The following is a 19,324-nucleotide window of genomic DNA, read 5'->3' as shown; positions in this document are numbered from 1 at the left end:
AATTTATTTCATTAAAATAGAATCTTTATAAATAATATTCTTTTGAAATTAAAGAAATGCTAAATATTTTTTAATTTAAATCTGATTCTCTAAATTTGTGCAGCTTTTTAAAAATAAACTAATAACATAACTCATTCAAAAATACTATTGCGATGAATATTTACAGCGATTATATTAAAGAAATTGAAGAAAGAAAAGGGCAGGGGCTTCACCCGAAACCCATTGATGGTGCCGAATTGCTAAGTGAAATTATTGCCCAGATTAAAGACGTCAGCAACGCAAACCGTGAAGATTCTTTAAAATTCTTCATCTACAATACCTTACCGGGAACCACTCCGGCGGCGGGTGTAAAAGCTAAATTTTTAAAAGAAATTATTTTAGGCGAAGCAACCGTTGCGGAAATCACGCCGGCTTTTGCTTTCGAATTGTTGTCCCACATGAAAGGCGGTCCATCCATCGAAGTACTGCTGGATTTGGCCTTAGGAAACGACGAAGCGATTGCCAAACAAGCGGCTGATGTGTTAAAAACTCAGGTTTTCCTTTACGATGCCGATATGGATCGTTTAAAAGTGGCTTATGAAAGCGGAAATACCGTAGCCAAAGAAATTTTGGAAAGCTACGCGAAAGCCGAATTTTTCACCAAACTTCCTGAAGTTCCGGAAGAAATCAAAGTGGTAACCTTTATCGCCGGCGAAGGAGATATTTCAACCGATTTATTGTCTCCGGGGAACCAGGCACACTCTCGTTCCGACCGTGAATTACACGGAAAATGTATGATTACACCTGAGGCTCAGGCTGAAATCAAAGCATTACAGGCACAACACCCGGACAAATCCGTGATGTTAATTGCGGAAAAAGGGACAATGGGTGTTGGTTCATCCCGTATGTCCGGAGTAAACAACGTGGCCCTTTGGACCGGAAAACAGGCGAGCCCTTACGTTCCTTTCGTAAACATCGCTCCAATCGTAGGCGGAACCAACGGAATTTCTCCGATTTTCTTAACCACCGTAGACGTAACCGGCGGTATCGGAATCGACCTGAAAAACTGGGTGAAGAAAACCGATACGAACGGAGAATTAGTACGCGATGAAAACGGAGAGCCGGTTTTAGAGCAAGTGTATTCTGTGGCAACCGGAACAGTTTTGACTATCAATACCAAAACAAAAAAATTATACAACGGGGATAAAGAACTGATTGATTTATCCAAATCGTTCACGCCTCAAAAAATGGAATTCATCAAAGCCGGCGGTTCGTATGCGATCGTTTTCGGTAAAAAAATCCAGACGTTTGCGGCTAAAACATTAGGAGTGCAAGCAGCTCAGGTATATGCGCCTTCTAAAGAAATTTCTGTCGAAGGACAAGGACTTACTGCGGTAGAGAAAATCTTCAACAGAAATGCAGTAGGTACCACACCGGGTAAAGTATTACACGCGGGTTCAGACGTTCGCGTAACGGTAAACATCGTGGGTTCTCAGGATACTACCGGTTTGATGACCGCTCAGGAATTAGAGTCCATGGCAGCGACCACGATTTCTCCAATCGTTGACGGGGCTTACCAATCCGGATGTCACACCGCTTCGGTTTGGGATAAAAAAGCACAGACCAACATTCCGAAACTGATGAAATTCATGAACGATTTCGGCCTAATCACCGCGCGTGACCCGAAAGGCGTTTACCATTCCATGACCGACGTAATCCACAAAGTACTGAACGATATTACTGTAGACGAATGGGCCATCATCATCGGGGGTGACTCGCATACCCGTATGTCCAAAGGAGTTGCTTTCGGAGCAGATTCGGGTACCGTAGCGTTAGCGTTAGCTACCGGTGAAGCCTCCATGCCAATTCCGGAATCTGTAAAAGTGACTTTTAAAGGCACTATGAAAGATTATATGGATTTCCGCGATGTGGTACACGCTACTCAAGCGCAAATGTTGCATCAGTTTGGCGGTGAAAACGTATTCCAGGGCAGAATCATCGAAGTGCATATCGGTACTTTAACTGCAGATCAGGCATTTACCTTTACCGACTGGACAGCGGAAATGAAAGCGAAAGCGTCTATCTGTATTTCAGAAGATGAAACCTTAATCGAATCGTTGGAAATTGCTAAAGGCCGTATTCAAATCATGATCGACAAAGGCATGGATAACAGCAAACAAGTGCTTAAAGGGTTGATCGACAAAGCCAATAAGCGTATTGCTGAGATCAGATCAGGAGAAAAACCAGCCTTAAAACCGGATGCGAATGCTAAATATTACGCTGAGGTTGTGGTGGATTTAGATCAGATTGCAGAACCAATGATTGCCGATCCGGATGTAAACAACGCTGATGTTTCAAAACGCTATACACACGATACTATCCGACCGCTTTCCTTCTACGGCGGAACCAAAAAAGTGGATTTAGGTTTTATCGGTTCGTGTATGGTGCACAAAGGCGATATGAAAATCCTGGCGCAAATGCTTAAAAATGTAGAAAAACAAAAAGGCGAAGTGAAATTTAACGCACCGCTTGTGGTAGCGCCTCCAACGTACAACATCGTAGACGAGTTGAAAGCAGAAGGCGATTGGGAAGTGTTGCAAAGATATTCCGGTTTCGAATTCGACGACAATGCACCTAAAGCGGCAGCGCGTACGGAATACGAAAACATGTTGTATTTAGAGCGTCCGGGCTGTAACCTTTGTATGGGGAATCAGGAAAAAGCGGCTAAAGGAGATACCGTTATGGCTACTTCAACCCGTCTTTTCCAAGGACGTGTAGTGGAAGATTCTGCTGAGAAAAAAGGAGAATCATTGTTATCGTCCACACCAGTTGTAGTTCTGTCTACCATTTTGGGAAGAACACCAACCATCGAAGAGTATACAGCAGCCGTAGAAGGAATCAATCTGACTAAGTTTGCGCCATCTCACAAATTGTTGGTTAAATAACCGAAAACACTGTGATTATATTTCAAAAGCCTGAGTTGAGAAACTTGGGCTTTTTTTATTACAGCAAAGCAATTTTTTGTAACTTGTAGGATTAAAACAACAACACTATAATTCTTATATACTATGGCTTTTGATATTGAAATGATTGAAAAAGTGTACGCAAATATGGCTGCCCGCGTGGATAAAGCACGTGAATTGGTGGGGCGTCCGCTTACCTTGTCTGAAAAGATTTTGTATTCCCACTTATGGGAAGGAATGCCTACGCAGGCATTTACAAGAGGTAAAGATTACGTGGATTTCGCACCGGACCGCGTAGCCTGTCAGGATGCCACCGCACAGATGGCCTTGTTACAGTTCATGCATGCCGGAAAAAGCAAAGTGGCGGTTCCCACAACGGTGCACTGCGACCACTTGATTCAGGCAAAAGTCGGGGCAGCAACCGATTTGGCTGTTGCGAATACTCAATCCAAAGAGGTTTTCGATTTTTTGTCTTCGGTATCCAACAAATACGGAATCGGGTTCTGGAGACCGGGTTCAGGAATTATCCACCAAATCGTTTTGGAAAATTATGCTTTCCCCGGAGGTATGATGATCGGTACGGATTCTCACACGGTTAATGCCGGAGGTTTAGGGATGTTAGCTATTGGTGTTGGTGGTGCCGATGCGGTAGACGTAATGTCCGGCATGTCTTGGGAGTTGAAATTCCCGAAGCTAATCGGTGTGAAATTAACTGGAAAACTTAACGGATGGACCGCTCCAAAAGATGTTATTTTAAAAGTAGCGGATATCCTTACCGTAAAAGGCGGAACGGGTGCTATCGTTGAATATTTCGGAGAAGGCGCCGAATCCATGTCCTGTACCGGAAAAGGGACCATTTGTAATATGGGTGCGGAAATCGGAGCGACAACTTCAACTTTTGGTTACGACGATTCCATGCGAAGATATTTAGCCGCGACCGGCCGTCAGTATGTGGTAAATGCCGCCGATAAAGTAGCCTCCTATTTAACGGCCGATAAAGAAGTGTACGCCAATCCGGAGCAGTATTTCGACCAATTAATTGAAATCAACTTGTCCGAATTGGAACCGCACATCAACGGACCTTTTACGCCGGACCGCGGAACACCGGTTTCCAAGATGAAAGAGGAAGCCGCCGCAAACGGATGGCCTATTAAAGTGGAATGGGGCTTAATCGGTTCCTGTACCAACTCTTCTTATGAAGATATGTCGCGTGCCGCTTCTATTGTGAGACAAGCCGTAGCACACGGGATTACTCCGAAAGCAGAATTCGGAATCAATCCGGGTTCCGAGCAAATCCGTTATACCATTGAAAGAGATGGTATCATTGCGGATTTCGAGAAAATGGGAACCAAAGTGTTTACCAACGCCTGCGGACCGTGTATCGGACAGTGGGACAGAGCCGGAGCCGACAAACAGGAGAAAAATACCATCGTACACTCCTTCAACCGTAACTTCTCCAAAAGAGCGGACGGAAACCCGAATACACACGCTTTTGTAACTTCACCGGAAATGGTGGCGGCGTTAGCGATTTCAGGCCGTCTGGATTTCAACCCAATTACGGATACCTTATTGAATGACAGAGGAGAAGAAGTGCGATTGGAAGCACCAAAAGGCGATGAGTTGCCAACCAAAGGTTTTGATGTGGAAGATCCTGGTTTTCAACCGCCGGCTGCAGACGGTTCTTCAGTGGAGGTAATTGTGTCGCCTACTTCGGAACGTTTGCAGTTATTGGCACCGTTTGAACCGTGGGACGGTAAAAACATCACCGGAGCCAAGCTGTTAATCAAAGCGTTCGGAAAATGTACGACCGATCACATTTCGATGGCAGGTCCATGGTTGCGTTTCCGTGGCCACTTGGACAACATTTCCAACAACATGCTGATTGGGGCTGATAATGCTTTCAACCGAAAAACCAATGCTGTGAAAAACCAATTAACGGGAGCATACGATGAGGTGCCGAAAGTACAAAGAGCTTACAAAGCTGCCGGAATTCCGTCCATTGTCGTGGGAGATCACAATTATGGGGAGGGTTCTTCCCGGGAGCATGCGGCTATGGAGCCCCGTTTCTTAGGAGTGAAAGCGGTATTGGTGAAATCCTTCGCGCGTATTCACGAAACCAATTTGAAAAAACAGGGAATGTTGGCTCTTACCTTTGCCAATGAAGCCGATTACGACAAAGTTCAGGAAGATGATACCATCAACTTCTTAGATTTAACCGAATTTGCACCAGGCAAACCGTTATCATTGGAATTCGTTCACGCGGATGGTTCCAAAGATATCATTATGGCCAACCATACGTATAATGAAGGGCAGATTGGCTGGTTTGTGGCCGGTTCTGCTTTGAATCTGATTGCGGCCGGAAAGGCGTAATGAAAAATTAGATGTTAATAAAAACGCTTCTTTATGAGGCGTTTTTTTTGTGTCTGGCTTAACAGTGTTTATCTTTACACTTAAATTTTAAGAGATGAAAAAAATATTTTTAATAGGAGTTTTGCTTATCGGATTAGGAATTTATGTTTTTAAACAAGAAATTCAAGAATGTTTTTTTGAGTCTGATTTGCCGGATCCGACTTATATTGCATTTGAAAAGCAATTGCCTTTGTATTCGTACAATTGGTCGTTAATTGGTACCAAAGGGAGTTCAAATCCGTTTGTTAAGTATAAGAGAAGAAATGTAATTGTGAATTTTTGGTCTTCAAAGTCGAAATCCTCAGTGGAGGAAATGAAAGTTTGGGCAAAATTGTATGAAGATTATAAAAATGATATTGCATTTGTTTTTGTTACCAAAGATTCACAAACTGATGTGAACAGGTTTTTGAAGGAAACTGGGTATGTATTTCCCGTTTTTTATTCAGGAAGCACACCCTTGAAAACCATTGTTTTGGATAAGGCTCCTAAGACATATCTGATAACCAAGTCAGGCCGTGTTGTTGTTGCTTATTCCGGAGCGGCAAATTGGAACTCAAAAAAATTCAGAAACCTCCTTGATGAAATCATAAATCAGAATAAATAGTTAAAAACTCCCGGTTTTGCCGGGAGTTTTTTTATCTTGCCAATCCTATCGAAAATTGGAATTTCGGTTCCCTATAATTTATATGCAGATGAGTTTTTTCAGATTTTTTGCCTTACTTTTTTTGTTGTTTTCAACGGTTGTTTTTTCTCAGGAAAAGATTAAACACGTGGTGGTTAGCGGCGAATCCGTTTACAGCATAGCCAAAAAGTACAAAGTGACAGAAGCTGAAATTTTTGAATTAAATCCCAAAGCAAAAGGATTACTGCAGTTGGATATGGTGCTGTTGATTCCTAAAAACTCCAACAAGAAATCCGAGGGAAAACAGACTAAAACTGCAGCATCAGGAGCGGTTCATAAAGTGGAGTCGGGAGAATCGTTGTTTGCGATTGCCAGAAAATACGACACTTCAGTAGAAAAACTCCGTGACGCCAATCCGCAGTTGAAATCGGATAATCTGCAATTGGGGGAATTGCTGACTTTACCTAATGGTGTTAAGAGGCAAGTAGAGGAAAAATTGTCAAAAGCCGAAAAGACCAAAATTATCAGACAGCAGGATAAATTACAGCAACACGTTGTGGCTTCCGGCGAATCCTTTTATGTCATTGCTAAAAAGTACAATATTTCGGTGGCCGACTTAAAAAAAGCCAATCCGCAAATTGAAAACGACAAACTGGATGTTAAAGACGTGATTTTCATCCCGGGTACTGAAAATGCGGTGGTTGATAAAGAGAAGGCCAAAGTAGGGAAGAAGAAAACCATCGAAAACGATAAAACTGAAAATGTTGCAGACGTTGCATTTGTCGACGCAAACGACATAGCTTCTGTTATACACGAAGTACTTCCCAAAGAAACCAAATACGGAATTTCAAAGCGATACGGAATAACCATAGCCGAACTTGAAAGGCTAAACCCGCAGATTGTTAGCGGTCTGGATGTCGGACAACGTCTTACCATAAAAGGAGTGCCGGCCAGTGTTGAAGCGAAAACCGGAGTTAAAACTGTAGTCGGCTACGATAACCAGAGAGATGTGGCATCAGCCTCTAATGAAAGTGTTTCGGAAACGAAAGCTGAAGCGCTGCCTTTATCTGCCGATGCTGCGATGAAAGCCGATTTTTTAATCGCCAAAGCCTCCGAAAATATAGGAGTCCGCTATCGCAGTGGCGGAACCGACCGAAACGGTTTTGATTGCTCTGGGCTGATGTTTACCACCTTTAAAAACATTGACATGACTTTGCCGCGTTCTTCGTCGGATATGGCAGCCAATTCCGGAGTTAAAATTGACAGAAGCCAGGCGCAGAAAGGCGATTTGATATTTTTTACCACCAGAGGAAGAGCCATCGGACACGTGGGGATGATTACCGAAGTTTTGGAAGATGAAATCAAATTCATTCATTCTTCCACCAGTGCGGGTGTGATTATTTCTTCGACCAAAGAAGCGTACTATGCCAAAAGATTTGTGCAGATTAACCGCGTTCTGGAATAGCCGGTTTTCGGTTTGTCCAATTTTGTTTTTCAATCACGTATTCGAAGTTCAGTTTCTCGGGTTCGCCGTGATAGGCAATATTTATTTCCCGGACTTTTGTGGCGCCTAACCGTTCGATGGCTTTCTGGGAACGGATGTTTTGCGCTCCGATGTGGAAAAAAACTTTGTCTGCAAACTGAAAAGCGTAATCCAGCATCAGTTTTTTTACCTGCGGATTGTAAGTCGAACCCCAATACGCTCTTCCGTAAAAAGTATAACCAATCAATATACGTTTATCCAATTCGTTAAAATCATAAAAACGGGTATTTCCGATAATGTTTCCTGAATTTTTGTCAATGATTTTAAAAGCTCCTTTTGATGCCATGGCGCCTTCAAAAAAAGTCTGAAACACTTCTCGTTTGTAGCGGTCCTTGTTCGGATGCTGTTCCCAGATGAGCGGATCGGAAGCAACCTGATACAATGCTTCAAAATCCTCCTCTTTTAACGGAAGGAGTTTTACGGTTTCGTTTTCTAAAACGGGTTGCAGGTTCATGGTTTTATTTTTTCGGATATAAAATTCGGAAAGCGTTAAACAATGCCGGATGCGTTACGGTGGCGTGGTCTTCTTCGGGTAAATAATCGAAATACACTTTTACCGATTTGCTTTTTCCGGATTTAATCTTATCGAATAAAAGATTCGCATCCACTTCCATGACATGGTTGTCGAAAAAAGGAGACAAGCCTTCTTTGCCGACTCCGATATAAATGTCTTTTTTGGCAGTGAAGCTTTCTTCCAAAACGGACGGATTCAATTTTAATAATTCGCCGTCATTCCACCAAAGACTCGGACTGATGATTACATATTGGCTGAAAAGTTCCGGTTTTTTGAAAAGAATTTCAGTTGCCAGTAATCCGCCTAACGATTGCCCGATTATCATTTTGGAATCGGTGGTCTTGTAGTTTTTTTCAATGAAAGGCTGTAATTCTTTTTCGAGGAACGCAATGAATTTTCCGGAACCGCCCTGACTCGGCATTTGCTGTTTCAGAATGGTTACAGTAGCCGGTGAAGTGAAATCCCGTTTACGGTTCGTGTTGGCAATTCCGACTACAAAGGATTTCGGAATCCGGTCAACCCAAGGGAAAGTGTTGTATTGAACTAATCCTGTTACGTGAATGAAATCCTCATCGGCAGAACCGTCCAATAAATAAATTACAGGATACCTTAGTGTGTCTTTGGGGTTGTAACCGTCGGGCAAATAAATGTTTAAAGTTCTCTTTTCCGAAAGGATTTTAGAGTCAATTTCCCGAATCTGACCCAAAAGGAATGGTTTTACTTCGGCGGGTTTCTTAGTGGTTTTGTTTTGAGCCGATGCCATTTGTGCTACAAAAATCAGCCCGAAAAGTAAGATTGCCTTTTTCATGGAAATGGGTTGGTGACGTTCAAAAATAATAAAAAAATCCGCCTCAATTTCTCGAAGCGGATTTATTATTTGGGTTTTACTTATGCCTGTTAATAGTACATGTAACGTCTCACTTTAGCAATATATTTCGCTAAGCGGATTACCTGGTGGCTGTAACCGTACTCGTTGTCGTACCAAACGTACATTACCACGTTTTTGCCATCGGCGGTAACAATCGTAGCATTGCTGTCAAAAATAGCAGGAGCCGAAGTTCCCACGATGTCTGAAGATACCAATTCGTTGTTTAACGAATACTTAATTTGTTCCACTAAGTTACCTTCCAAAGCATATTTTTTCATGATGGCGTTCAAATCTTCTTTGGAGGTGTTTTTACCAACTTCAAGATTTAAAACCACTAATGAACCGTTTGGAACCGGTACACGGATAGCGTTTGAAGTTAACTTACCGGCTAAACTTGGTAACGCTTTAGCGACAGCACTTCCGGCACCGGTTTCAGTAATTACCATGTTCAACGCAGCCGCTCTACCACGACGGTATTTCTTGTGCATGTTGTCCACAAGGTTTTGGTCATTAGTATACGCGTGAATCGTTTCCAAGTGTCCTTTTACAACGCCTAAAGTCTCTTCGATAGCCGCTAAAACCGGAGTAATTGCGTTGGTAGTACAAGAAGCGGCCGACCAGATTTTTACTTCGTCCGGGTTGTAGTCTTCGTGATTAACCCCGTAAACGATGTTTGGCACGCCTTTACCCGGAGCCGTTAATAAAACTTTGTCAACGCCTTTTGAGGTTAAGTGACGGCTTAAAGCTTCTTCCGTAGTGAAAGCACCGGTGTTGTCAATAACCAAAGCATCGTTAATACCATAAGCCGTATAGTCGATTTCTTCCGGAGAATTTGCCGTAATGATGTGAACCGTAGCACCGTTGATGATTAAAGCATTGTTTTCCACGTCGGCGGAAACAGAACCTTCAAAATCGCCGTGAACCGAGTCGTAACGCAATAAAGAAGCGCGTTTCTCTAACAGAACCGCATCATTTTTATCCCGGGTTACGATAGCGCGCAAACGCAATTGCTGTCCTTTTCCTACTTTAGACATCATTTCGCGGGCCAACAAACGTCCGATACGTCCGAATCCGTAAAGTACCACGTCTTTTGGTTTGATTTCGGAAGTGTCTTTGGCTTCTTTTAGTTTGTCGATAACGAAAGCCGTAGCATCGTTGTATTTGTCGTCTTCTAAATGATATTCGTACGTTAATTTACCAATGTCGATTCGGGAAGGTGGTAAATCCAAAGCCTGAATGGCGCGTGCAATTTCCACAGAATCGAATACGTTAATCGGTTTCTGAACGAATTCCACAGCATATTCGTGTAAATTGATGATGTCACTCACATTGCGGTCAATCAACTGGTTGCGGAAAAGTACCAACTCAATTGACTTGTCGTACCATAAATCACTGATAATCTTGATTAATTCTACACCGGCTCTTCTTCGGTCTGCCTGAAAAGCCAATTCTTTTTCGTATAAAGCGGAATTGTTCATGTGTTATTTTGTGTTGTTAAAATTTGGTGCAAAAATATTGATTTTTAATCAGATTGGCGAAAAATATTTTGCTAAAAAAAACAAAAACCCGATCTTTCGACCGGGTTCTGTTTTAAATGCTTTCATACGGATTACAGGAACATCTGCAGGCGTTCGCCGCGCTGCGTAATCAGTTCCACACGGAATTTCTGATTGTTTGCTTTCGAGTTCAGAATACGCGAAGCCTGTTCCATCGAGGTTACTTTGTTGCCGTCGATGCGCAGAATGACACTTCCTTTCAGTACTTCGGCATATTCCATGTATTCTTCGTTGGATACGTCTTTGATTTTTACGCCTTCATTCAATCGGAAGCGCTTTTTGTCGGCGGCATCTAAATCTTCAAACTCGAAACCGTTGTAATCTACATTCACCAATTCTTTTTTGGTTAGGCGAACCGGTACGGTTTTCTCATCACCATTTCGGATAATGCCTACCTGAATCACGTCATTTGGCCGTTTGGTATTGATGTAAGAGGACAAGTCGGTAAAGCTGTTAACCGGCTGATTGTCTAATCGCACGATGATGTCGCCCTGTTTTAGTCCGGCTTTTTCAGCACCTGAATTTTTCGACACGGCATTCACATAAAAACCCTGTGTTTGTTTTACACCGAATTCTTTGGAAGCAGCGCTGTTCAGTTCACGGCCTTCCACACCTAAAACGCCTCTTTGTACGTTGCCGTATTCCATTAAATCCTCGATGATTTTTCGGGTGATGTTAGACGGAACGGCAAACGAGTAACCCGCATAACTTCCGGTTGGTGAAGAAATCATCGTGTTGATTCCCACCAGTTCCCCGCGTGTATTAACCAAAGCACCGCCACTGTTTCCGGGGTTCACGGCTGCATCGGTCTGAATGAATGACTGAATGCCGTCTTTACTTAAATTTCGGGCTTTCGCCGATACAATTCCTGCCGTAACAGTAGAATTCAGGTTGTAAGGATTTCCGACTGCCAAAACCCATTCGCCCACTTTCATATTGTCGGAATTCCCGAAAGTGGCATACGGCAGTTTTTCTTCGGCATCGACTTTTAACAGTGCGATGTCCATTTTGCTGTCGGTACCGATTAATTTTGCTTTATACGATTTGTTGTTATTTAGAGTTACTTCCAGTTCCGTGGCATTCTGGATTACGTGATTGTTGGTTACAATGTAACCGTCTTCGGTGATAATGACTCCCGAACCGGTTCCGATTTGAGTTTGCTGCTGTCCGCCCCGATATCCGTAAAAATATTCCATAATCGGGTTGGAAGGAATTTCAGATACGGTAACGTTTTTTACGTGTACCACATAATGCACTGCGTTTTCGGCAGCCGTGGTAAAATCTACATTTTCTGCACCAAGACTTACGTTTCGGGCGTAATTGTCCGATGTTATCGAAAGTTTACTTTCTGAACCTGGATTTTCCTCCAAAAATAATTTATAAGCGCCAAGCGTAATTGTTCCGCTTAACAGAGATACGACCAATAAGCTTGAAAATTTGTTCATAATGTAAAATGTATTTAAAGATTTAACAGTAAAATTAAAAACTTCGTCAATTTTAAAAAATGGTTTAACGCTCGTTTAACAGACTTTAACTTGTTATTAATATTCGTACTTTTGTTACTTAATTGACAATCAGATGTACTACACTTTTTATAAATATCAGGGCACCGGAAATGATTTTGTAATGATCGATAACCGCGATTTGCATTTCCCCAAAAATGATACCAAACTGGTTAAAAAACTCTGCGACAGACGTTTTGGCATTGGTGCCGACGGTCTGATATTGCTGGAAAATGACGATTCGACAGATTTCCGGATGGTGTATTACAATTCCGACGGCAACGAAAGTTCGATGTGCGGAAACGGAGGGCGTTGTCTGGTAGCTTTTGCAAAACAATTGGGAATCATCGATGCTGAAACGACCTTTATCGCTACGGACGGTTTGCATTATGCGACCATCAATGAGGAAGGAATTGTTTCGCTTCAGATGAAAGATGTCGATGAGGTTCAGGAACACGAAAACCACGTCTTTCTGAACACCGGTTCGCCGCATCACGTGCAGATGGTAGAGGATTTGCATATTTTCGATGTCCGCAATCAGGGCGCAAAAATCCGTTTCAGCGATTTGTACGGTCAGGCCGGCAGCAATGTCAATTTTGTATCCCAAACCGATGAAAATAAATTTGCGTTACGCACGTATGAAAGAGGTGTGGAAGACGAAACCTTATCTTGCGGAACCGGAGCCACAGCGGTAGCCATCGCCATGAAAGCCACGGGAAAAACCAACAGCTCTATCATCGAGCTGCAGGTGGAAGGCGGCACATTAGAGGTTTCCTTCACGGAAAAAAACGGTATTTATTCCCACGTTTTTCTGAAAGGTCAGGCCACCTTTGTTTTTGAAGGAAAAATAGAAGTGTAAAATGATTTCAGCAATCTAATAATTTAATAACCAACCATCTAACCATCCGTTGATCACACTAAAAGGAAATACAATCTACCTGCGCGCGCTTGAACCCGAAGACTTGGAATTTGTCTATGCCATAGAAAATGACGAATCCATCTGGGAAGTGAGCAATACGCAAACGCCGTACAGTCGGTTTTTAATCCGTCAGTATCTGGAGAATGCGCAGCAGGATATTTATGAAGCGAAACAATTGCGTCTGGCGATTTGCAAAAACGGAACCCCGGAGGCCATCGGTTTGATAGACTTGTTTGACTTCGATCCGAGAAATCAGCGGGCGGGAGTAGGGATTGTTATTCAGAAGCAGGAACACCGGAATCAGGGCATTGGCAGCGAAGCGCTGGAGTTGCTGATTAAGTATTCGTTCACTCAGTTGCAGTTGCACCAGCTGTATGCAAATATCGGCAGTGAGAATAACGCAAGTATCAACCTTTTTACTAATTTTGGCTTCCGGTGCGTAGGGATAAAAAAAGACTGGAACCGTTTTCAGAATCACTACACCGATGAAGGTTTGTATCAATTAATTAACCCAATTAACAAATAAAATTTTGAACCCTAAAAGAATAGTTTCCCTTGTTTCAGTAGCCATATTGTTGGTCGCTACAATTTTTGGCGTAGTAGTATATCTGAAAGCATTTACAGCAAATACCAAGTTTAACGAAAGCGAAGTGTTTGTGTATATTCCGACCAACTCCACCTACGAAGAGGTGAAAAAAATAATGGAACCTTATGTGGAAAGTCTGGATAAGTTTCAGTTTGTGGCCGAAAAAAGAGGTTATAACGCAAACGTAAATCCCGGAAAATTTTTATTGAAAAAAGGAATGAACAGTTTCAGTATCGTGTCGTCCTTACGTCATAACGTTCCGGTGAAATTAGCCTTCAACAATCAGGAGTCATTGGGGAAATTAGTGCAACGCATGGCTTCCCAAATCGAACCGGACAGTTTGACGCTGACGCAGGTTTTTACCGATTCCACTTTTATGGCGGAAAACGGTTTTAACGAAGAGAATATTTTAGGGATGTTCATTCCGAATACTTATGAGTTTTACTGGAATGTGTCGCCAACCAAATTCCGCGACAAGCTGGCCAAAGAGTACAGAAGATTCTGGAACGAAGAACGTCAGGCAAAAGCAAAAGCCTTAAATATGACACCGCAGCAGGTAACCGCTTTGGCAGCAATCGTTCACGAAGAAACCGCAAAAGTGAGCGAAAGACCAAGAGTAGCAGGTGTTTACTTAAACCGATTGAAACAGGAAATGCCGTTACAGGCCGATCCGACTGTTATTTACGCGGTAAAACGCGAATCCGGTGATTTTGATCAGGTGATTAAACGCGTGCTTTTTAAAGATTTAAAGATTAATTCCCCTTACAATACGTATATCCATACCGGATTGCCGCCGGGACCAATCGCCATGCCGGATATTTCAGCCATCGATGCCGTTTTAAATGCAGAGCAGCACGACTATATTTATTTTTGTGCCAGCGTAGACCGGGCAGGCTACCATGATTTTGCGGCTACTTACGAAGCCCATCAGGCGAATGCCAAAAAATATGCCGAGTGGGTAAGTAAATTAGGAATCAACCGATAATTTTGAACAAGTTTCCGACTTTCGTTTTGCTTTGGATAGCACTGTTGCTGCAATGGGGTGGACAGGCACAATCAAAGTTGAATGCTTTTTTAACACCTTCTGATACTGTAAATCTGCCCAGAAAAAATACGGTTTATGTTACCGAAGCGACACTTTTGGGCGGAACGCTCATTGGTCTGAATCAAATCTGGTATAAAGATTACCCGAAATCGTCTTTTCACTTTAAGAATGATAACGACGACTGGCAGCAGATGGACAAAATTGGGCATTTGTATTCCACGTATCATATCGGAAGATTGGGTGCTGAAACTTTAGCTTGGTCTGGTGCCAATAAAAAACAGCAATTAGTTTATGGTGCGACTTTGGGTTTTGCCTTTCTGACGACCGTGGAAGTATTCGACGGCTTTTCCGAGGAATGGGGTGCTTCATGGGGCGATGTAATCGCCAATGCCGCCGGAACCGGACTTTATGTTTCTCAGGAATTGCTTTGGAAAGAACAGCGCATTGTTCCGAAATTCTCCTTTCACCGTACCCGTTACGCGAAACTGCGACCGGAAACTTTAGGGAAAGGTTTTAACGAAGAACTCCTGAAAGATTACAACGGACAGACGTATTGGTTATCGGCTAATTTATATGCCTTTACGAAGGCGGAATTTATTCCGAAATGGCTGAATTTGGCATTTGGTTATGGTGCAGAAGGCATGATTTCAGGAAACGAAGCAACGATTCCCGAAGAATTTGCCTTTGAAAACCACAGAACCCGTCAGTTTTATCTCAGCTTCGATGTCGATTTAACCAAAATTGAGACCCAGTCACATACCTTAAAGACACTTTTCACACTTTTTAACACCGTTAAAATTCCGGCTCCCGCCCTGGAAATCAATCAGTTTGCTCGGACAAAAATGCATTTTATCTATTTTTAGTAAAACTTTAACTACTTGATTTTCAGGTTTGTTTTTTGAAGCCTATCTTTGTAGTCGGTAATTTCACCATGGTGACAGCAGGTGAAGAAACAAAATTTATGACAAAAAAATGGACGTATTTTTTGGGACTGACACTTCTGATAACGTTAATCAGTTCCGGTTTTAAGGCTTTTGAACCTGAGAAATTGGAAGGATTTCACGTTGAAGAAGATGAGGTAATTAATTATCTGGTCCCTACCAAAGAAGAAACTGAGAAAGTATACTACGATTTGCCTTTTACCGGGAAGTCGTATGTAGGGTTTAAGCAGGCCTTGGCAATCAAGGAATCTTTAGGACAGTACAGATTGGTAAATACTTTTGGTTATATGGGTAAATACCAGTTTGGTAAAAGCACTTTAAGAACCGTGGGAATTTACAATACCAACGAGTTTTTAAAGAACCCGAGATTACAGGAGAAAGCGTTTAAAGCACTTTTAGCCAGGAACAAATGGGAACTCCGAAAAGAGATCAGTCGTTACGAAGGCAGAGTCATTAACGGTGTGAAAATAACCGAATCCGGATTGTTGGCAGCCGCACATTTAGGCGGGGCAGGCTCGGTGAAAAGTTATTTAAGAAGCAACGGGCGCAGTGGTTTTACAGATGGATTCGGAACAAATTTACGAACGTATATCAAACGGTTTGGAGGTTATGATACTTCCAACATTCTGGCAAATCCGAATGCCATGGTAAAATTAAATTAGGAATTCATTTTGTGGAGAATGAAGATACAAGGTCGGTTATGCAAATCGACCTTATTTTTTTTCCATTGGTTAACGGTAAACGTTTTGATATGTTCCGTAGGAAGCGTGATGTCGCAAGCTACGCACAGGTGGGTGGAAGGCTGTAAAATCTGCAGTAAATCCTCCATCAGTTTGTTGTTGCGGTAAGGCGTTTCGATAAATAATTGCGACTGGTTTTTCTCAAAAGAAAGCCTTTCAAAATTCTTCAGCGCATTTTTCTTCTCTGATTTGTCGATGGGCAGATAACCGTTAAAAGCAAAACTCTGGCCGTTCATCCCCGAGGCCATCATTGCCAATAAAATAGACGAAGGACCAACCAGCGGAACGACCTGAATGCCCTTTTCGTGTGCCAGTTTTACAATAACCGCTCCGGGATCAGCGACCCCAGGACAGCCGGCTTCACTCATCAGTCCCATGTTTTTTCCTTCCAAAAGGGGTTTGATAAACTCGTAGTGTTCGGTTATGTCTGTGTGCTTGTTTAAGGCGAAAAGGTTTAAATCAGGTTGTTTTTTTTCGGGCAAAACGCTTTTGATGAAACGACGGGCTGTTTTTTCGTTTTCCACAATGTAATCGTCAATCACTGCTAGGGTGCGCTTAACCGTAACCGGTAGTACTTCTTCAGGATTCATTTCGCCCAAAGTGGTAGGGATGAGGTAAAGTTTTCCGTAAGCATTCATGATTTTACAGTTCTTTTGACGTTAATTTTTCAGCGATGACAGTACAGGCGTTGTCCAATAATTTGAAAACGAGTTCAAAACCGTCCTGTCCGCCGTAATACGGATCGGGAACATCCAGATTTTCATTCGGGTGCAATTCGTTCAGTATCATTTTAACTTTCGATTTTCCCGAAGCGTCCGGTGCAATTGCGAGTACATTTTTATAATTGGACCGGTCCATCACATAAATGTAATCAAAAATTTCAAAATCGGTTTGCTGAATTTGTCGGCCGCGTTGTTGGGTAATGTCGAGCCCGTGCTCCAAAGCGGTCTGGATGGAACGCTCGTCAGGTTTTTGCCCGATATGCCAGCCTCCGGTACCTGCGGAATCAACGATAAAGTCGGTTTTGGATAATTTGGATTGTAAGATGGCTTCCGCCAACGGGGAACGGCAAATGTTCCCCAGGCAGACCATGAGTATTTTTACCGGCATTTTATAGCGATAACTTTTTGTGGATGTCTTCCACGTATTTTTTAAATTGTTTGTCGGTGGCTACTAAATTGTCAACCGTTTTGCAGGCGTGTAATACGGTTGCGTGATCGCGGTCGCCAATTTGGGAACCGATGGTCGCCAAAGACGATTTGGTGAATTTCTTTGCAAAAAACATCGCCAATTGTCTGGCCTGGACCACGTCGCGTTTTCTGGTTTTCGACTGAAGCGTTTCCATATCCAACTGGAAATAATCGGAAACTACTTTTTGGATGTAGTCGATGGAAACCTCGCGTTTTACATTTTTTACAAACTTCTCCACCACCTGTTTGGCCAGCTCCAGCGTTACTTCACGACGGTTGAACGACGATTGTGCAATCAGAGAGATAATGGCGCCTTCCAGTTCGCGGATGTTGGTTTTGATGTTTTTCGCCACGTATTCCACGATTTCTTCCGGCATTTCCACTCCGTCGCGGAACAGGATGTTTTTCAGAATGGCAACCCGGGTTTCGTAATCCGGTTGTTGGATTTCGGCGGATAAGCCCCATTTGAAACGGGACAGCAAACGCTGTTCAATATCCTGCATGTCTACCGGCGCTTTGTCGGAAGTCAGGATAACCTGTTTTCCGTTTTGGTGTAAATAGTTGAAGATGTGGAAAAAAACGTCCTGCGTTCCTGCTTTTCCGGACAGGAACTGCACGTCATCAATAATTAAAACATCAATTAACTGGTAGAAATGAATGAAATCGTTTCTTGTATTCTTCTTAACCGAATCAGTGTATTGCTGCGTGAATACTTCTGCGGAAATGTATAAAACCGTTTTTTCCGGATGCTTTTCCTTGATCTCCACTCCGATGGCGTGCGCAAGGTGCGTTTTTCCCAATCCGACACCACCGAAGAACAACAACGGGTTAAAAGAAGTACCGCCCGGTTTGTTGGCAACTGCCATACCGGCCGAACGCGCCAAACGGTTGGATTCGCCTTCCAGGAAATTGTCGAAATTGTAATTCGAATTTAACTGTGATTCGATTTTTACATTGCGGATACCTGGAATGACAAATGGGTTTTTTAATTCCGGATTTTTGTTCTGAATCGGAGCGTCCACTTCCTGAGGTTTTACCGCAGCGTGGTTGTTACTTGGTAACTGTTCCGTAAACGGAAGTTTGTTGCCAAGTTTGTTCTCCATTTTAATTTTATAAAGTAACTTTGCGCCTTGTCCAAGTTCTTTGGTAAGGGCGACTTTTAATAATTTAACGTAATGCTCTTCCAGCCATTCGTAAAAGAATTTGCTGGGTACCTGAATATAGAGTGCATTGTCAGAAAGCTCCACTGCCTTGATCGGCTCGAACCAGGTTTTGTAGGCCTGCTCCTGAATATTGTCTTTTATGAAAAGAAGACAGTTATCCCATACCGATTGCGCAGTTTTGTTCATATACTCAAGCATAAATTAGATTTATTAATTGTCTTACAAAAGTTTTCTGAGGTTACCTTTCTAAGATTTGGGAAGACAAATATGTGGACAAAATTTTTCAAAAAAAAATCATTTTGATATTGATTTTGTAAAAAAAAAATTGTACGCATTTTTTAAATAATATTTGAAATAAATTAACATAATATTAAGATGAAAAATTACGAGTTTCAGGTGCGTGTTCGCTATGCGGAAACCGATCAGATGGGTGTGGTGTATCACGGGAATTATGCCCAGTATTTTGAGATGGGACGCGTGGAATGGCTAAGAAATCTGGGGGTTTCCTATCGTTGGATGGAAGAAAATGGCGTGATGCTTCCGGTAGTTTCGCTGTCGATGAATTACAAAAAACCGGCGCGTTACGACGACCTGTTAACGGTGCGTACCCTCTTTAAAAGCCAGACCTCTGTTAAGATAGAATTTGACTACCAAATTGTCAATGAAAAGGGTGAGTTATTAACAACCGGAAACTCTATTTTAGTGTTTGTGGATATGAAAACCGGGCGACCGGTTTTACCACCGGAATACATTACGGAAAAGTTAAATGAATTGGTGTAAAGCT

The 19,324-nt window shown here is 42.5% G+C and carries 17 protein-coding genes; 10 read left to right on the top strand and 7 right to left on the bottom strand.

Annotated elements, in window-relative coordinates; translation table 11 throughout:
- The first annotated feature begins 152 nt into the window (after positions 1-152).
- The 4 genes from G498_RS0101095 to G498_RS14535 all read left to right on the top strand — a co-directional run bounded on the left by G498_RS0101095 (position 153) and on the right by G498_RS14535 (position 7,438).
- Positions 153-2,924: a bifunctional aconitate hydratase 2/2-methylisocitrate dehydratase gene (locus G498_RS0101095; RefSeq protein WP_026979438.1), complete on the top strand. Its 2,772-nt coding sequence runs from the start codon at positions 153-155 to the stop codon at positions 2,922-2,924.
- A 123-nt stretch (positions 2,925-3,047) separates the two neighbouring features.
- On the top strand, positions 3,048-5,312 hold the full coding sequence (locus G498_RS0101090) for an aconitate hydratase (protein WP_026979437.1): 2,265 nt from the start codon (positions 3,048-3,050) through the stop codon (positions 5,310-5,312).
- 94 nt (positions 5,313-5,406) lie between these two features.
- On the top strand, positions 5,407-5,955 hold the full coding sequence (locus G498_RS0101085) for a TlpA family protein disulfide reductase (protein WP_026979436.1): 549 nt from the start codon (positions 5,407-5,409) through the stop codon (positions 5,953-5,955).
- 88 nt (positions 5,956-6,043) lie between these two features.
- Positions 6,044-7,438 carry a peptidoglycan endopeptidase gene (locus G498_RS14535; RefSeq protein WP_051269616.1) on the top strand — a complete coding sequence of 465 codons (1,395 nt, stop codon included), beginning with the start codon at positions 6,044-6,046 and terminating at the stop codon, positions 7,436-7,438.
- Here G498_RS14535 and G498_RS14530 read toward each other — a convergent pair.
- The 4 genes from G498_RS14530 to G498_RS0101055 all read right to left on the bottom strand — a co-directional run bounded on the left by G498_RS14530 (position 7,419) and on the right by G498_RS0101055 (position 11,899).
- Positions 7,419-7,970 carry a GNAT family N-acetyltransferase gene (locus G498_RS14530; RefSeq protein WP_035744381.1) on the bottom strand — a complete coding sequence of 184 codons (552 nt, stop codon included), beginning with the start codon at positions 7,968-7,970 and terminating at the stop codon, positions 7,419-7,421. The genes G498_RS14535 and G498_RS14530 overlap by 20 nt on opposite strands.
- A gap of 4 nt (positions 7,971-7,974) precedes the next feature.
- Positions 7,975-8,838, bottom strand: coding sequence for an alpha/beta hydrolase (locus G498_RS0101070; protein ID WP_026979435.1), 864 nt, complete (start codon positions 8,836-8,838; stop codon positions 7,975-7,977).
- 89 nt (positions 8,839-8,927) lie between these two features.
- A complete protein-coding gene (locus tag G498_RS0101065; protein ID WP_026979434.1) occupies positions 8,928-10,376 on the bottom strand; it encodes a glyceraldehyde-3-phosphate dehydrogenase in 1,449 nt (482 codons plus the stop codon).
- A gap of 131 nt (positions 10,377-10,507) precedes the next feature.
- A complete protein-coding gene (locus G498_RS0101055) occupies positions 10,508-11,899 on the bottom strand; it encodes a Do family serine endopeptidase (RefSeq protein ID WP_026979433.1) in 1,392 nt (463 codons plus the stop codon).
- A 133-nt stretch (positions 11,900-12,032) separates the two neighbouring features.
- Here G498_RS0101055 and dapF point away from each other — a divergent pair, with 133 nt between their 5' ends.
- The 5 genes from dapF (at position 12,033) to G498_RS0101030 (ending at position 16,109) form a co-directional block, all read left to right on the top strand.
- Positions 12,033-12,815, top strand: a complete 783-nt coding sequence (gene dapF / locus G498_RS0101050; protein WP_026979432.1) for a diaminopimelate epimerase — start codon at positions 12,033-12,035, stop codon at positions 12,813-12,815.
- 49 nt (positions 12,816-12,864) lie between these two features.
- Positions 12,865-13,401 carry a GNAT family N-acetyltransferase gene (locus G498_RS0101045; protein WP_026979431.1) on the top strand — a complete coding sequence of 179 codons (537 nt, stop codon included), beginning with the start codon at positions 12,865-12,867 and terminating at the stop codon, positions 13,399-13,401.
- A 4-nt stretch (positions 13,402-13,405) separates the two neighbouring features.
- A complete protein-coding gene (mltG, locus tag G498_RS0101040; protein WP_026979430.1) occupies positions 13,406-14,446 on the top strand; it encodes an endolytic transglycosylase MltG in 1,041 nt (346 codons plus the stop codon).
- Between the two features lie 2 nt (positions 14,447-14,448).
- On the top strand, positions 14,449-15,369 hold the full coding sequence (locus G498_RS0101035) for a DUF2279 domain-containing protein (RefSeq protein WP_394330609.1): 921 nt from the start codon (positions 14,449-14,451) through the stop codon (positions 15,367-15,369).
- Positions 15,370-15,467: 98 nt separating this feature from the next.
- Positions 15,468-16,109, top strand: coding sequence for a hypothetical protein (locus G498_RS0101030; RefSeq protein ID WP_026979428.1), 642 nt, complete (start codon positions 15,468-15,470; stop codon positions 16,107-16,109).
- Here the strand turns inward: G498_RS0101030 and G498_RS0101025 are convergent.
- Genes G498_RS0101025 through dnaA form a run of 3 tightly spaced genes read right to left on the bottom strand, consistent with a single transcriptional unit; the run spans position 16,106 to position 18,726 of the window.
- Entirely contained in the window at positions 16,106-16,825 is a 720-nt protein-coding gene (locus G498_RS0101025; RefSeq protein WP_026979427.1) for an SAM-dependent methyltransferase, read from the bottom strand. The two genes, G498_RS0101030 and G498_RS0101025, sit on opposite strands and share 4 nt — an antisense overlap.
- A 4-nt stretch (positions 16,826-16,829) precedes the next feature.
- Entirely contained in the window at positions 16,830-17,297 is a 468-nt protein-coding gene (locus G498_RS0101020) for a low molecular weight protein-tyrosine-phosphatase (protein ID WP_026979426.1), read from the bottom strand.
- A 1-nt stretch (position 17,298) separates the two neighbouring features.
- The gene (dnaA, locus tag G498_RS0101015; protein WP_026979425.1) at positions 17,299-18,726 is read right to left on the bottom strand and encodes a chromosomal replication initiator protein DnaA; all 1,428 of its coding nucleotides are present in this window, start codon (positions 18,724-18,726) and stop codon (positions 17,299-17,301) included.
- Positions 18,727-18,915: 189 nt separating this feature from the next.
- On the opposite strand from dnaA, the gene G498_RS0101010 reads away from it, so the two are divergent.
- Positions 18,916-19,320 (top strand): acyl-CoA thioesterase, encoded by a 405-nt coding sequence (locus G498_RS0101010; protein ID WP_026979424.1) that lies wholly within the window; start codon positions 18,916-18,918, stop codon positions 19,318-19,320.
- Positions 19,321-19,324 lie beyond the last annotated feature (4 nt).

Source organism: Flavobacterium suncheonense GH29-5 = DSM 17707, assembly GCF_000430025.1.
GTDB lineage: Bacteria > Bacteroidota > Bacteroidia > Flavobacteriales > Flavobacteriaceae > Flavobacterium > Flavobacterium suncheonense.
This window is presented reverse-complemented; position numbering and strand designations above follow the sequence as displayed.